14 protein-coding genes are annotated in these 14,406 nt (G+C 42.7%); 3 read left to right on the forward strand and 11 right to left on the reverse strand.

Features of this window, described 5'->3' with window-relative positions:
* Nucleotides 1-270 precede the first annotated feature (270 nt).
* From H6G79_RS05315 to H6G79_RS05325, 3 genes are all read right to left on the reverse strand, one after another.
* Entirely contained in the window at nt 271-1,098 is an 828-nt protein-coding gene (locus H6G79_RS05315) for a hypothetical protein (RefSeq protein WP_190589900.1), read from the reverse strand.
* A 570-nt stretch (nt 1,099-1,668) separates the two neighbouring features.
* On the reverse strand, nt 1,669-2,124 hold the full coding sequence (locus H6G79_RS05320; protein ID WP_190589899.1) for a cupin domain-containing protein: 456 nt from the start codon (nt 2,122-2,124) through the stop codon (nt 1,669-1,671).
* A gap of 1 nt (nt 2,125) precedes the next feature.
* Nucleotides 2,126-2,920 carry a cysteine hydrolase family protein gene (locus H6G79_RS05325; RefSeq protein ID WP_190589898.1) on the reverse strand — a complete coding sequence of 265 codons (795 nt, stop codon included), beginning with the start codon at nt 2,918-2,920 and terminating at the stop codon, nt 2,126-2,128.
* Nucleotides 2,921-3,003: 83 nt separating this feature from the next.
* Between H6G79_RS05325 and H6G79_RS05330 the strand changes: the two genes are divergently transcribed.
* From H6G79_RS05330 to H6G79_RS05340, 3 genes are all read left to right on the forward strand, one after another.
* Nucleotides 3,004-4,401, forward strand: a complete 1,398-nt coding sequence (locus H6G79_RS05330; RefSeq protein ID WP_190589897.1) for an amidohydrolase — start codon at nt 3,004-3,006, stop codon at nt 4,399-4,401.
* Nucleotides 4,402-4,854: 453 nt separating this feature from the next.
* Nucleotides 4,855-5,580 carry a hypothetical protein gene (locus H6G79_RS05335; protein WP_190589896.1) on the forward strand — a complete coding sequence of 242 codons (726 nt, stop codon included), beginning with the start codon at nt 4,855-4,857 and terminating at the stop codon, nt 5,578-5,580.
* Nucleotides 5,581-5,710: 130 nt separating this feature from the next.
* Nucleotides 5,711-6,253 (forward strand): peroxiredoxin, encoded by a 543-nt coding sequence (locus H6G79_RS05340; protein WP_190589895.1) that lies wholly within the window; start codon nt 5,711-5,713, stop codon nt 6,251-6,253.
* Nucleotides 6,254-6,360: 107 nt separating this feature from the next.
* Here the strand turns inward: H6G79_RS05340 and H6G79_RS05345 are convergent, their stop codons facing one another.
* The 8 genes from H6G79_RS05345 to H6G79_RS05380 all read right to left on the reverse strand — a co-directional run bounded on the left by H6G79_RS05345 (nt 6,361) and on the right by H6G79_RS05380 (nt 13,900).
* Nucleotides 6,361-7,812: a Ni/Fe hydrogenase subunit alpha gene (locus H6G79_RS05345; protein ID WP_190589894.1), complete on the reverse strand. Its 1,452-nt coding sequence runs from the start codon at nt 7,810-7,812 to the stop codon at nt 6,361-6,363.
* 169 nt (nt 7,813-7,981) lie between these two features.
* Entirely contained in the window at nt 7,982-8,575 is a 594-nt protein-coding gene (locus H6G79_RS05350; protein ID WP_190589893.1) for a CBS domain-containing protein, read from the reverse strand.
* 81 nt (nt 8,576-8,656) lie between these two features.
* A complete protein-coding gene (locus tag H6G79_RS05355) occupies nt 8,657-9,202 on the reverse strand; it encodes an oxidoreductase (RefSeq protein ID WP_190589892.1) in 546 nt (181 codons plus the stop codon).
* Nucleotides 9,203-9,436: 234 nt separating this feature from the next.
* Nucleotides 9,437-9,958: a DUF3122 domain-containing protein gene (locus tag H6G79_RS05360; RefSeq protein WP_190591566.1), complete on the reverse strand. Its 522-nt coding sequence runs from the start codon at nt 9,956-9,958 to the stop codon at nt 9,437-9,439.
* A 33-nt stretch (nt 9,959-9,991) separates the two neighbouring features.
* On the reverse strand, nt 9,992-10,708 hold the full coding sequence (hoxU, locus tag H6G79_RS05365) for a bidirectional hydrogenase complex protein HoxU (protein WP_190591567.1): 717 nt from the start codon (nt 10,706-10,708) through the stop codon (nt 9,992-9,994).
* A gap of 340 nt (nt 10,709-11,048) precedes the next feature.
* On the reverse strand, nt 11,049-12,680 hold the full coding sequence (nuoF, locus tag H6G79_RS05370; RefSeq protein ID WP_190591568.1) for an NADH-quinone oxidoreductase subunit NuoF: 1,632 nt from the start codon (nt 12,678-12,680) through the stop codon (nt 11,049-11,051).
* Entirely contained in the window at nt 12,667-13,179 is a 513-nt protein-coding gene (gene hoxE / locus H6G79_RS05375; protein ID WP_190591569.1) for a bidirectional hydrogenase complex protein HoxE, read from the reverse strand. Before hoxE ends, nuoF begins: the two co-directional genes overlap by 14 nt.
* A 190-nt stretch (nt 13,180-13,369) precedes the next feature.
* Entirely contained in the window at nt 13,370-13,900 is a 531-nt protein-coding gene (locus H6G79_RS05380) for a universal stress protein (protein WP_190591570.1), read from the reverse strand.
* Nucleotides 13,901-14,406: the final 506 nt, after the last annotated feature.

Consider the following 14,406-nt stretch of genomic DNA (forward strand, 5'->3'; position numbering starts at 1 on the left):
CTGATTAACAAACTCTGAGCAATTCTGACCCTTCGACAAGCTCATACCAATTCTATGTGAGGCTGCACTTAATCTTTTATCTCTTCTTTCTTTGCGTTCTACCCTGCGGGAAGCCGCTATCGCGTCTATGCGCCCTTTGCGGTTCGTTCTTTAATTCAGTGCATATTCATACAGAATTAGTATCATGGCATCACTTCTAGATTCTGAATTATTCAAAAAATCTCCAGATATTTACTCTTTACTTTTAACTCAGAACTCGGCACTCAGCACTTACCTAGCGTAATAAACCCTCGCATCACCAAATCCTAAATCCCGGACATATCTATTCCATCTATCTGCATCACCCCGTTCCACAAATGGCCCTACAGCTACATGAGGGCCAAAGGGTCTTTGTCTTTCTTGCACTAAGCTAGAATAGCCACTTTTACGGATGATTGTATTAGCAATTACAGGTAAATCTTGAGTTCTCCCAGGAATCACAACATAATACCGATTACTTCTCTTTTGAGAATTGCTGCTACTATTACTACTGCTAAAATTTTGTATTTCCTGCCCGTTAGAAAAGCTGACAATTCTTGCACCACGAATACCAGAAAATTCTAGTTGTCTCACCCGATCCTCAGCGTTAGATCGCCTGTTAAACACTCCTGACTGAATAATCGAACGTCCTTGATATGGACGGATGTAAGCCTCTGGTTCAATTTGCCGGACTCTTTGCAGTGTTTGGTAATTATCACTGTCAACATAGACAAAGTAACGTTCAAAGTTTTGGCTATATTGATTGGGCTGACTCGGTTGAATTAATACAGGATTTTGTTGAGACTGATTATCTGTAGATGGGTAGGGAAAAGGAGTAGAATCATATTGCTCAATTTGCCCTGGTTGTATTTGGGGCAAAGTTTGTTGATTATCTGGGGTAACGGAAGTATCTGGCGGTGGTGGTAAAGTTTCAATGACTGTTTGTTGTGACAACAAAAGATGATGATTGTTGATTTGTGCTTGGGCTGGATAAATCTGGGAAATCATCGCCAAGGAACTTCCCAAAAATAAAGGCATTATCGACAATGTACTAAACTGACCTGATAACTTTATGGACATAGTAGTAACAAAATTTTTCAAACCATATAATCTAAGCATAAAATCCACAGGCACAGGTGGCAATGGATACATTATAGGAAACAGGTGACAGGAAACAGATTTGATGATGAGTCTTTTTCCTTTAGAAAATAGTAAGGTTGGGTTACGCTATCGCTATCGCTACACCCAACCTTACATCTGATGAGGATGAGATCGTGCTAGTTGATATTGGCACTCATGATGAGGTTTATTGAAAAAAGATAAAATGATGAGCTTGATTTTTAAGACAGTCGCTACTTCTGGAAAGATAATCTTTTGACTTTTGATTTTTGACTTTTGACTTCCCGTTAGGGCGTGATACACTTTACAAGTCTCTGCGCGAGAGAAGAGAAAGCGACCACCCAAAGCCACCTACAACTGACTATTGTGAGCTAAGAAGGCATCAAACATAGACGCTATAGGCAGTGACTACATCCAGATTGCCGTAAATTCCCGTAAAAAGCAACATAGTTAGACTTGCAATGCCAATAAGGTGCGTTACGCTTTGCTTCAACGCACCCTACAATTTTCTAAAATTCTCTGAATTTTTATTCAATAAGGCATAAAGGTATCTAACCTGCCAAATACTGCCATATCTTCTGCATCTAATTCTACAGGTGTGCCACTGCGAATTAATTCAGCAAAGTCTTCATTTGGAACCATAATTGTTAAGGTATACAGGCGGCTAGAGCCTGTATTTTTAATTAAGTGTGTGCCTGTGGGCGGTACTAATAAACTATCTCCGGCTTTAATAGCGACTTTTTTACCATCACAAATAGCTACTCCTTCACCTTTGAGAATAAAAAACATTTCTACTGCCCATTGATGACGATTTGGCGGTGTCTGTCCACCCACATCAAATATTTCTACACAACAAGTTAAAGAAGTATTGGCGTTGGTGGAATCAAAGATAATTGCTAATCGATTACTATCATGAGGGCTGATGCGGTATGCTTGATAATCTTTGGGAGATTTAATAACAGGAATTACGCAACGAGTAGAGTGCATCTTAATCATCCTCTCCTGTTAATTTGGGGTGGCTTAAAGCTGTGAAAATTGCTTGGGAATCGGTGACGAAACCAAAGCATTGTTTAACGTTGTATAAGGTTGCTAACCAACAATAATCGGGTGAAGTTGTCGCGGTACAATCTTTAACTAAAATGCAGTCATATCCTAAAAAATTAGCGTCACAGAGTGTAGTTAATACACATTGATCAGCATTCACACCAGCAAAAAATATTGTAGTAATTCCCAAATTCCGCAGAATACTATCTAAGGGTGTGTCCCAAAAGCCACTCATACGGTATTTGTCGATGCGGATATCTTCGGGTAACTGTGGTAGTTCATCAACTACGGCTGCTGCCCAGCTACCTGCCATTAATACCCTAGCACCGTTTTTGGGTAAGCAGTCGCCTAAGCCCACACCATCACCGCTAGGGTTATAGACGTGACGGGAAGCCGCACTGATATTGAGTAAGTCGGGACGATTACCCCAATTTACCCAAATTACCGGCACGTTAACATGACGCAGTTTGGGCAGTAAATTATTTAACGGTTCAATGGGTTGACGTGCGGGAGTCACATCCACGCCAATGTGCGCTAACCAGCCATCGGGATGACAAAAGTCGTTTTGCATGTCAATAACAAGAATTGCGGCTTTTGCCAAGTCAAGGCGCAGGGTTTTAGTTTCGGTTGTTAAGATAACGGGTTGTGGGTTTTTGGGAGAACGGGTAATATCTGCGATCGCATGATCTACCATCCAAGCATTTGGCGCAACTCCCAAAGTCCGCAGAGGCTGATTCATAAATTTGCAACACCCAACACCTATTTCTATTTTGTAACTTGAAAACAGGTAGAGCGTTCAATTACTTAATCAAGGTTTAAATCGTGAACTTTACTATTAAAAATGTCTTAATTTCTACTGATGATGGGTACTCCACCACAGATGTGCAGGTTGTAGATGGTAAAATTGCAGCGATCGCACCTCATCTTGATGTTGTGGGGACGGCAGTTAACGGCGAATATAAGCTACTACTACCCGGTTTTGTTAACGCCCACACCCATTCTTCGGAAAAGTGGCAACGGGGAATTATTCCGCCTTTGCCCTTAGAATTATGGTTGGCGCAGTTGTATGATTTCCCCCCCCTCGACACAGAAAAAGTCTATCTCAGCGCCTTGGGAACGGCGGTAGAAACTTTACTATCTGGGGGTACGAGTGTTGTAGATCATTTGGTACTGATTCCTGGGGAAGAGTTAGAAACCATCACGGCGGCGGTTCGCGCTTACCGAGAAATTGGGATTCGGGCTTTTATTGCACCGTTAATTCAAGATGAATCTTTAACCGCCGGTATTCCTTCTGGGGAAAATGAACGTAACCACGAGCCTTATTTTCGTTCGACTGCGGAAACTTTAGCACTTGTGGAGGAAGCCGTTAGACAATTTCATCGCCCGGATGAAGGGGTGAGTATTTTAGTTGCGCCTACGGGGATTCAGTTGTGTAGTGATGCTTTATTTACTGGTTGTATTGAGTTGAGCGATCGCTATAATTTATGTCGTCACTCCCATTTGTTGGAAACCAAAGCCCAAGAAAAACTCGCCCAGGAAAAATACGGTTGTAGTGCTGTTGAACATCTTAAACGCCTGGGTTATTTAGGCGATCGGACTTCTCTCGCCCATTGTGTGTGGTTAAATGAATTGGATATTGAAATTCTCGCCGAAACTCAATCTACAGTTGTGCATAATCCCTTAAGTAATTTGCGTTTAGGCAGTGGAATTGCGCCAATTTTAAAATATCGCCAAGCTCAAGTAAATGTCACATTTGGTTGTGATGGTGCTTCGAGTAATGATTCCCAAGATTTATTAGAAGCGATTAAAATTGGTTCAATTCTGCACAACACCACAGAACGAGATTATCAATATTGGATTACACCCCGACAAGCAACAGAAATGGCAGCTTTGGGTGGTGCTAAAGGTTTGAATATGTCAGATAAAATTGGTTCTTTAAATGTTGGTAAACAAGCTGATTTAGTCCTTTATGATTTGACCAGTTTATCATTATTACCTCGGACTGATCCCATCGGTCTATTAGTTTTAGGTAGACCGACAAACGCTGTTGATAGTGTGTGGGTAAATGGCAAACAAATAGTAGCTAATCATCAAGTAACTACGATTAATGTTGATGAGTTGCGACAAGAATTATTCCAACGCAGTCAGTGGGATATTCAGCGTCATTCGCCAACTGTCGTGGAGATTGAAGCTCATTATCGTACTGTCATGGGTTTGTAAATTACAAAAAAATACGGTTACATCTTATCAACTTACATCTGCTACTTTATTGCGATTAAGCGAGACTTACGTAAGTGTCATAATTGGTGTTTGGTGCGTGACGCTATAAATCTGATGACTCCGTTCAAATCTTCTCATCGCGTCACACACCCTACAGAAAAAATATGCGAGTTGCGTAAATCCTATTAAGGTAAGGTGGGCAATGCTAAAAATTTGCTGACTTATTAATTTATAATTTTTGGGAATTGCACAACCTACATTGATATGTAGCCTCTCATGGAATTGGTATAAAAAATACGGTGCAATTTCCTTATACCGTGTTTCTGTCTTAAGCTGTCATACATTTAAATTGGGTATTCCGATCTGCTGTCACAGTTCCAGCATAAGGATTTAGTGTTTTAGCCTGACCCGATCTAAATGACGAACAGCTTATTAAATTAAAAGTAATAACTGATGAATCAAGAAAATAATCAAAACCAAACAAATCAGAACCTAGATAGCCCTCAAAATAAAAATCGCAGAAATTGGTGGATTGAAATTATATCAATATTAGCATTAGGATATCTTATATTTAGCTTAATTAGTCCCATCTTTTTTAAAGAAGGACAGCAACCAAGAAAAATAGAACTTCCTGATATTTTAGTTATTGCTATTATTTTATTTTTCAACTCTGATTTGCTCAATAGATTAGAGGATTTTGGTATTTCTAAAGAAGGTGGGATTACAGCTAAGTTTAGGGAACTAAAGCAAGAAGTCAATAAACAGAAAAAAGAAATCGATGAACTGCAAGCACAACAACTAGAACAGTTAGAAAAGCAACAAAAAAACTTAGAAGAAATGCAAGCGTTTATGTATAATTTTTTATTGGGAGATAAAGATTACGAAAAAATTGCTCAACTTGATCAGCATTTACAAGCAAATACTAACTATAACTTTTATGTGTCAGAAAAGGTCGCTGATGAATTAAGACGTTTGCGAGATTTGAAATTAATTCAGACTAATTCTGGTTATATTAGCGATTTGGTGAAAGCAAGCGATTATGGTAGACAACCAATCGATTTAACTAAATATTTTTGTGTTACAGATTTAGGTAAAAAGTTTTTAACAACCCGTAATACTTTACATTTTAGCAATCAGCAAGAAATAAATAATTCTCAGGAAACACCAAAAGTTGAGTAGGTAATGGTGTCTGTTATCTATTTTTTCTCATCTGTATGCTAAGGATAGGATAATGATAGGAGGATAAAATGGATATATCCATTATCAATATTTCAGACAAAAACGCGAAATTATTATTGTGAGGCTTGTTATGCTAACTTCAACTGATTTTAGAGGCTTATTTAATGAGCGATTTTTCCGTAACTTCTTGCCAATACCTGCAATTAGTTACTTCAATTTGGAAATAGGTACACCAGATTTTCAATTACCGGATATTACTAACGGTAATTTAGTAAAATTATCAGATTATCGTGGTAAGCAACCAGTATTACTGGCGTTTACTCGCATCTTTACCGAAAAGCAATACTGCCCGTTTTGTTATCCCCATATTAAAGCTTTGAATGAAAACTATGAGGAATTTACAAAACGTGGTATTGAAGTATTAATGATTACAAGTACTGATGAAAAGCAGAGTCAAATAGTTGTCCAAGATTTGGGCTTAAAAATGCCTTTGTTAAGTGATCCCAGTTGCCAAGTATTTCGGAGATATCGAGTTGGGCAAGCTTTGGGAGCGCCTTTACCAGCGCAGTTTGTGTTAGATAAAGATGGCAAATTACTTTATCGCCATTTGTTTTCTTTTTTAGATAATAATGCGAGTGTGGAGACATTATTAGCACAGTTTGGTGCTGCATAAATGCAGGATGAATTATCTCACGCAGAGGCGCAGAGGCGCAGAGAGAACAAGGAGTTTTACATTTGAGTACCTGAAATTTCATCTCCTAATTCAGCAACACCCACAGTTTAATACCGCCAAACTTGATTGATAATATTGCCATCGGCTGCTATTAGTTGAATTTGTAAAGGCATTTGTCCGGCGGCGTGAGTTGAACAACTTAAACAGGGGTCAAAGGCACGAATCCCGGCTTCGACACGGTTGAGCATTCCTTCTGGAATATCATTACCTTGAATGAAATGTCGGGCAATTTGAGCAACTGTACGATTCATTGCTAGGTTATTTTGTCCTGTGGCAATGATTAAGTTGACTTTTTGCAGTAACCCATTTTCATCAACGCGATAATGATGAAATAATGTGCCGCGTGGTGCTTCGCTGACACCAACTCCTTCTAGTTGGTTAATGCCTGCTTCGGCACGCAGTCGTGTTGATAAAATGTCTGGGTCGTTAAGTAAAATTTCAATGTGTTCGATACAAGCGATAATTTCGATTAAGCGGGCATAGTGATAAAAGAAAGATGATTTGACTGTACCTTGACCGCGATCGCGGAATTCTTGTAATTCTTGATCAGCTAAAGGTGTGCCAATTCGATTACAAATATTCAACCTTGCCAGTGGCCCTACCCGATACATCCCACTATCTATCCGACAATGGTCATTTTGGTTAGGATAACCCAAGGGTCGATAGTAGGGAGATTTTAAGTAAGAGTCTGGTTGAACTGCTTCCCCAATAAATTCTTGATAGCGCGTGGGATCAAGTTTGTCGGCAAGGATGTTACCTGCACTATCCACAAAGCGGAGATGTCCATCGTAAGTTTCCCACAAACCATTGGGAGTGACTAACCCCATGAATAAACTAGGGAAATTACCAAAGGTTTGGGCTTCGGCGGCATAATCGTCGAGCAAGTTTTTAAATCTCGCCAACGCATTTAAAATCGTGGTGAGGGCTTCAGGAATGCGGTTTTGGATATGGCTGCGATTTTCTTGTGTGAGTGGTTCGCGCACACCACCAGGAACCGCCCAAGCTGGGTGAATCTTTTGTCCTCCCAGTAACTCAATAATTTCTTGACCAAACTGACGTAAACGAATTCCACCACGGGCAAATTCTGGTTCTGCTGCAATTAAACCAAAGACATTGCGGGTTTGGGGATTACTATCCATTCCCAATAAAAAATCAGGGGCGCTGAGATGAAAGAAGCTCAGTGCATGGGATTGGAGAATTTGCCCTAAATTCATCAACTTTCTGAGTTTAGCAGCTGTGGGTGGGATAGTAACAGCTAAAATGCGATCGCCTGCTTTAGCTGAAGCTAACAAGTGACTCACCGGACAAATACCACAAACCCTAGCGGTAATTGCCGGCATTTCCCACAACGGCCGACCTTCGCAAAACTTCTCAAACCCACGAAATTCTGTGACATGAAAGTGAGCATCACTCACTTGACCAGTATCATCCAAAAAAATACTAATCTTGGCATGTCCTTCAATGCGGGTAACGGGATCGATAACGATTTTTTTAGTCATTGCTGGTTAAGAGTGCTGAGTGGGGAGTGTGGGGAGTGTGGGGAGTGTGGGGAGTGTGGGGAGTGTGGGGAGTGTGGGGAGACAAGGTAGAAAGATGCTTGTGTGTCCTCCTTGTCTCCCTTGTCCTCCTTGTCTCCCTTGTCGCCCGTGTCTTCCTTGTCCCCTCACTTCACACTTCATACTTCACACTTTCCGAGTAATCTTCAAAAGCTGTGCTGTCGATTTTGACGGCTGTTTGATGTGCGATTTCTGATTGCATTTCGTCCACTGCATCCCAGGCTGCGGCGCATTCTTCTGAGTGGATACCTTTTTCTATGCAGATGGCGCGAGCTTTTTTAATCTCTTCTTGTAGTTGTTGTTCTAAAAGAATTGACCGGGGTTGTTCTAGAAAATCACTTAAAGCCAAAATATCAGTCAGTGAAATGATCCCTACGAGTTCACCTTGGATAACAGGCGCTCTGTGTAAACGATGTTGAGCAAACAACCGCGCGACATATTCTAAACCCAAGTCGGGATTAATGGCTATGCAAGGCTTGGTCATAACCTCGTATACCCTTGTTTTATGAGGGTCTTTACCATAAGCAATAACTTTATAGACAATATCGCTCTCGCTAATAATGCCGTAAGCATCTTGTTCGTGGCGACGGTCAACAATTAACGCCCGCCAATCTCTAGCCCGCATTAACTGTACTGCTTCTGCAACTGTGGCAGAGCTACGAATGGTGGCTACATCTTTTGTCATAATGTCTGCGGCTTTTAGCATAATTAATCTCCTATAGAGTGGGGAATAAGGGGACAAGGAGGACAAGGGAGACAAGGTGGACAAGGGGGATGAGGGGGAATTTTAACCAAATTTGATTAATTCGCGTCCTGCGAGTTGTGGTTTTTCACCTTTTAAAAGCGGTTCTAATGCGGCGCGAATGCGTGTTGCTGAGGGTGGACAACCGGGTAAATAAATATCAACGGGGACTACGTAATGTACAGGTGTGACTTGATCTAATAGCGGGGGTACTATGCCGGGTTCTTGGGGTATTTGGGGGTGAAGATCCACAAGTTCGACATAACATCGCTGGAGTACTGGTTCGGCGCTACCTAATGGATTACGTAAGGCGGTAACATTGCCCGTCACAGCACAATCACCAAAGGAAATTAAGAGTTTAGAACGTTCTCGAACGGTGCGGATTGTGGTTAAGTGTTCTTCATTAGCGATCGCACCTTCCACCAAAACTACATCTACATCCTGGGGATATTCTTTAATATCAGCGAATGGGCTGTAAACAATATCCACCAGTCCGGCTAAATCTATCAGCCATTCGTCTAAATCGAGAAAGGACATGTGACAGCCAGAACAGCCGCCTAACCATACTGTTGCTAGTCGTAAGCGAGTCATAGTTGATTGTGGGAAGTGGGGAGTGGGGAGTGGGGAGTGGGGAGTGGGGAGTGGGGAGTGGGGAGTGGGGAGTGGGGAGTTGAGGGAGACAAGGGTGAGGGGGAGACAAGGGCAAGGGGGGAGACAAGGGTGATGGGGGAGGTTTGGAAGGATGGTGAAGAAATCTTTCCCCCCTCTCTTCCCACACTTCCCACACTTCCCACACTCCCCACACCTCCCAAACTCCCACACTCCCTACTCATCCCTCATAACTTCCTGCCATTCCAGGACGACAGGGTAAGGGACTGAAATATTGATCGACTTCTGTCCAGGTAAAGGAATGGCGAGTTGTAGGGGTTCGTTGGGTAATTGGGGCAAGATATTTTGGAAGTCGTACTGGCCGATAGTTGGGGCTGGAGCTTCATCGAGGAACACGTCAGAGGCTGTGAACACTTTGCCGGATGCGGTGGTGATTTTCAGGGGTTGGGGATGAATTAATTCGGCGGAGTTGGGAAAACCCACAAGCCGCAGATTTACACTGGTATTTTGACCAGGATAAATTTGCTTAAATAGAACCACTTGCCAGACGTGTCCTGATTGATCATCTAATTTTGTTTGTGAGCGATAAAGTATTTCGCCAGGGGCGGCTTCTAAATGTGTAACAGATGCGATCGCCGTTGGTGATGTGGGACTTGCTAAAGCCAGGAATATAGATATTGTCAAAATACTGACTACTAGCAACCACCAAAATATGTTTTGGATGCGACGGAGTTTCATATATATCTCCTGGCTTCGACTCAAAATCAACGGCTAAAAATTCCATTGCTGTTTTTCTCTTGCGGTAACTAAGAAATCAAGTTTGTCCCGATGATGTTTCATTTCCCCAACACTGGAACCTTGGTAGAAAATCGCACCTGTGGGGCAAGCGTTGACACATTTACCACAAGAGGTACAAGTTTGAGATGTTCCCCAGGGCTGGCTCAAGTCAGTAATGACATGGGAGTTTGTACCCCTGCCTGCCATATCCCAAGTGTGAGCGCCTTCGATTTCGTCACAAACACGGACACAACGAGTACACAACACACATCGGTTATGGTCAATACCGAAGCGATCGTGGGAAACATCTACTTTGCGATTGGGGAAGTGATAATCTAAACGTACATGATCCATACCCATTTCAATCGCTAAGTCTTGTAATTCGCAATTACCGTTTGCTACGCACACAGAACAAATGTGATTGCCTTCCGCAAACAGCATTTCAACAATTGTGCGACGGTATTTTTGCAGGCGATCGCTATTGGTGTAAACCTCCATTCCTTCGTTAACTTTTGTCACGCAAGCAGGTTGTAATTTATTACTGCCGGCAATCTCAACTAAACACAGCCGACAAGCACCGACATCTCCCACACCTTCTACATGGCACAGTGTGGGAATATGGATTCCTGCTGCTTGCGCCGCATCTAGCAAAGTTTCTTCTTCGCTGGCGCTGACCAGTTGACCATTAATTGTTAAGGTTTTTACGGTCATAATTTAGGTGAGAGGTTACAGGTTACAGGTGAGGGACTAGGGATTAGGGGTTAGAGGTTGAGGGTTATGGTTTAAAAATTCAGGTTTAATACTTAGAAAACTAACGCCGTGTGCAACTTTCTCTAAAACCTAACCCCCAACCCCTTCCCTACTAGGGAAGGGGAGCAAGATTCAAAGCCTCTCTCCGCTCCGGGGAGCCAGCGCGTTGCGGAGGTTCCCTCCGTTGTAGCGACTGGCGTGAGAGGTTTGGAGAGGGGTGTCAAGAATAAGTCGCACATCGCGCAAACTAGTAATATTTGTCACTAATCTCTAGTCCTCACACCCTTACATCTCTAAACCCTTACACCATTACTTCCTCCTCCTTAATCAACTCCAAGTACTCTTCAATCAACTCAACGTATTCCTCGCGGAAGTAGCGTAATGTACTCAAGACGGGGTTGGGTGCAGATTGTCCTAAACCGCACAGGCTGGTGTGTTTGACCATATCGCACAGTTCTTCCAGGAGCGTCATATCAGCTTGGGTTGCTTTGCCTTGCATGAGTTTGGTTAATAATTTGTGCATCTGCACAGTGCCGACGCGGCAAGGAATACACTTACCGCAGGATTCATCCATGCAAAATTCCATGAAGAAGCGGGCAACGTCTACCATGTTGGTACTATCGTCCATGACAATCATGCCGCCGGAACCCATCATTGAGCCGAGGTTTGTCAGGGATTCATAATCTACAGGTGTATCAAAGGCGGAAGCAGGGATACATCCCCCAGAAGGGCCACCTGTTTGTACTGCTTTAGCTGTACCATCATCGGGAATACCGCCTCCCATTTCTTCGACAATTTGTCGTAAGGAGGTTCCCATTGGGACTTCGATTAAGCCTGTGTTGCGGATTTTGCCTGCGAGGGCGAAAACTTTTGTCCCTTTGCTTTTTTCCGTCCCAATATTCGCAAACCAGTCAGCACCGTTACGAATAATTGGTGCGATGTTAGCGAAGGTTTCGACGTTGTTAATTAAGGTGGGATGACCCCACAAACCCGATTCAGCCGGATAGGGTGGGCGGGGATGAGGTAGGCCACGTTTACCTTCAATACTCTCCATTAAGGCAGTTTCTTCACCGCAGACATAAGCCCCAGCACCAATGCGGATATCGATTTTGAAGTCAAAGGGAGATTCAAAAATTTGGCTACCCAATAAACCAAGGCGTTGGGCTTGATGGATGGCAGTTTGCAGCCGATGAATTGCCACGGGATATTCTGCCCGGACATAAATATAACCTTGATTTGCTCCAACTGCATAAGCCGCGATCGCCATTCCTTCTAAAACGCGATGGGGATCACTCTCTAGGACACTCCGATCCATAAATGCACCGGGATCACCTTCATCGGCGTTACAGATGACAAATTTGCGGCCGCTTTTAGCTTTAGCAACAGTCGCCCATTTAATTCCTGTGGGATAACCTGCGCCTCCCCTACCCCGCAAACCACTACGGCTAATTGTCTCGACTACTTCACCTGGTGTCATTTCGCGCAACACATGGTAAAGAGCCTGGTAACCCTTAGCGGCAATATAAGCTTGAATTTTTTCGGGGTCAATTTTGCCGCTATTTTCTAAAACGATGGGTTTTTGATAACTAAAGAATGGCTGGGATAAATCTATTTCGGAAATATGGGTTTTGCCGCCATCCAAGGCTTCAATAATTGCAAATGCGTCTTGAGTGGTGACTTGTTCGTAAAGTTTACTGCCTGCTGGGGTGTCAACTTGAACTAGTGGCCCTTGGCAACATAAACGCATACAGCCCACACCAGAAACTTGTACATCTTTTTCTAAACCTTCGGCTTTGATTCCTGCTTCCAGTTCATGTTTAACGCTGGCGGCGTTACCAGATAAACAGCCAGCAGCCGTACAGCAACGAATTTGTACTGGTTTAGCTTGAGAGCGTTCTTGTTTGGCAATTGCTAATAATTCATTGAGTTCCATTTTCCAGCCATCCTTGGATGCGATCGCAAACTGATTCTGGGGTTTGATTGCCTAAGACTGTGCCATCAAACACCACAGCCGGCGCAATTCCGCAAGCCCCTAAACATCTTGCTGTCAGTAGTGATAATTGACCGTTGGTTGTAGTTTCACCAGCCCGAATATGAGCCATTTTTTCTACACCTGCCAAAATTGCTTGAGCGCCTTTGACGTAACAAGCTGTTCCTGTACACAGCACACAACTATGAACTCCTTGGGGCGCTAAAGAAAATAAATGGTAAAAAGTCGCTACACCATAAACTCGGCTGGGAGGCAGTTTGAGTTTATGAGCAATATAAAGTAATAAGTCGCTTTCTAAGTAACCGTATAGTTCTTGGGCTTTGTGGAGAATTTCGATTAAGGCATCTTGTTGATACTGGTGACGCTTCATAGTTGCGTCTAGCATCTTCAGGCGTTTATCACCACTAGGATGGGGTAAAACTACGGTTGATGCGGTTGTCATTGTTACTGCTAGAGATTCGTGAGTTATGGCAGGAGGCAGGGGGTAGGGAGACAAGGGAGGAGGGGTAGACAAGGGAGGAAGGGAAGACAAGGGAGGAGGGGTAGACAAGGGAGAAAAAACTTAGTTAACTCAGTTTCTACCTTGTCCACCTTGTCCCCCTTGTCTTCCCTGTCCCCCTCTCGTCCCTAAGTCAAGCCTGACTAATCACCGTCACGGCTGGTTTGTCAGCCTCTTTCTTGACAGGGGGGTGATTGACGATAAAGACTGAACATTTGGCGTGATGCAGCACGTAGTTACTTACACTACCCAAGAAAAATTCTGTTATTCCCGAACGTCCCCGATGTCCCATGACAATTAAGTCTGCATTCCATTGAGCAGCCAGTTTACAAATAGTATTGCCAGGGTTGCCTAAAATTTGGCTAAATTCTGCTGTCACATTGGCTGTGTTGGCTTGAGCCGAGAAAGATTGCAACATCCCCACGCCTTCATCTTTGAATTTATCCCATTGTTTTTGGTATAAATCTAAACTTTGGGCGCTCAAACCTGGATAGTAGTCCACATTAGATAACATGGGAATATAAGGGCTACCTTCTTCCTCTGGGGAGAGAACATGCAGCAGCAATAATTGGGCGGATATAGCTTTGGCTAAGGTCAATGCTTGCTCAAAAACCTCTGTTCCCATTTCCGAACGATCCAATGCAACCAAAATCTTTTTCAGCATATAGACCTCTGGCTGTGATTGCGAATAACTTGAAAGTTTTTGGTGTGTAAATGCAGAATCACCATAATTGAGAAGTCTGCATCTGTTTTTGGCAAAAAATTGCAAAAATAATTTATTTAATAGCTGTAATCATCGAGCAACCCTGTATGTGACATCTATCTTTAATTTATAAAGAAAGAATTTGAGGAACTTGTGAGGATGATCCCCCATGAGATGACTGAGTTTAGATGTTGCGATCGCGCGGACTCAGCACTCAAGATGTTTGTGGGAGGGGATTTTCAGCTTTTAAGTACTATGCAAATTTGGCAAGGTTGAGACTACTATCTTAATAGTTATTTCAGAATTTCAATGTGCCAAGAAAAGCTTGAAGAGACGTTGTAAATTTTAGAGCTTAATGCTCTCGACAACTATTTCTAAAGATTGATAAATGTTGACAATTGTGAATTAAACTTAACATTAGAGCATGAATAATTTACTATGCTTTAAAGCGCAAATTGCCAATTTAA

The sequence above is a fragment of the Anabaena sp. FACHB-83 genome (assembly GCF_014697485.1).
In the GTDB taxonomy this organism is placed as follows: domain Bacteria; phylum Cyanobacteriota; class Cyanobacteriia; order Cyanobacteriales; family Nostocaceae; genus Nostoc_B.

Excerpts from the sequence above, each read along its gene's own strand:
- nuoF (WP_190591568.1), bottom strand. The coding sequence starts at position 12,680 with ATGGAACTCAATGAATTATTAGCAATTGCCAAACAAGAACGCTCTCAA.
- H6G79_RS05325 (WP_190589898.1), bottom strand. The coding sequence starts at position 2,920 with ATGAATCAGCCTCTGCGGACTTTGGGAGTTGCGCCAAATGCTTGGATG.
- hoxU (WP_190591567.1), bottom strand. The coding sequence starts at position 10,708 with ATGACCGTAAAAACCTTAACAATTAATGGTCAACTGGTCAGCGCCAGC.
- H6G79_RS05350 (WP_190589893.1), bottom strand. The coding sequence starts at position 8,575 with ATGCTAAAAGCCGCAGACATTATGACAAAAGATGTAGCCACCATTCGT.
- H6G79_RS05360 (WP_190591566.1), bottom strand. The coding sequence starts at position 9,958 with ATGAAACTCCGTCGCATCCAAAACATATTTTGGTGGTTGCTAGTAGTC.
- H6G79_RS05345 (WP_190589894.1), bottom strand. The coding sequence starts at position 7,812 with ATGACTAAAAAAATCGTTATCGATCCCGTTACCCGCATTGAAGGACAT.
- H6G79_RS05335 (WP_190589896.1), top strand. The coding sequence starts at position 4,855 with ATGAATCAAGAAAATAATCAAAACCAAACAAATCAGAACCTAGATAGC.
- H6G79_RS05320 (WP_190589899.1), bottom strand. The coding sequence starts at position 2,124 with ATGCACTCTACTCGTTGCGTAATTCCTGTTATTAAATCTCCCAAAGAT.
- H6G79_RS05315 (WP_190589900.1), bottom strand. The coding sequence starts at position 1,098 with ATGTCCATAAAGTTATCAGGTCAGTTTAGTACATTGTCGATAATGCCT.
- H6G79_RS05380 (WP_190591570.1), bottom strand. The coding sequence starts at position 13,900 with ATGCTGAAAAAGATTTTGGTTGCATTGGATCGTTCGGAAATGGGAACA.
- H6G79_RS05340 (WP_190589895.1), top strand. The coding sequence starts at position 5,711 with ATGCTAACTTCAACTGATTTTAGAGGCTTATTTAATGAGCGATTTTTC.
- H6G79_RS05355 (WP_190589892.1), bottom strand. The coding sequence starts at position 9,202 with ATGACTCGCTTACGACTAGCAACAGTATGGTTAGGCGGCTGTTCTGGC.
- hoxE (WP_190591569.1), bottom strand. The coding sequence starts at position 13,179 with ATGACAACCGCATCAACCGTAGTTTTACCCCATCCTAGTGGTGATAAA.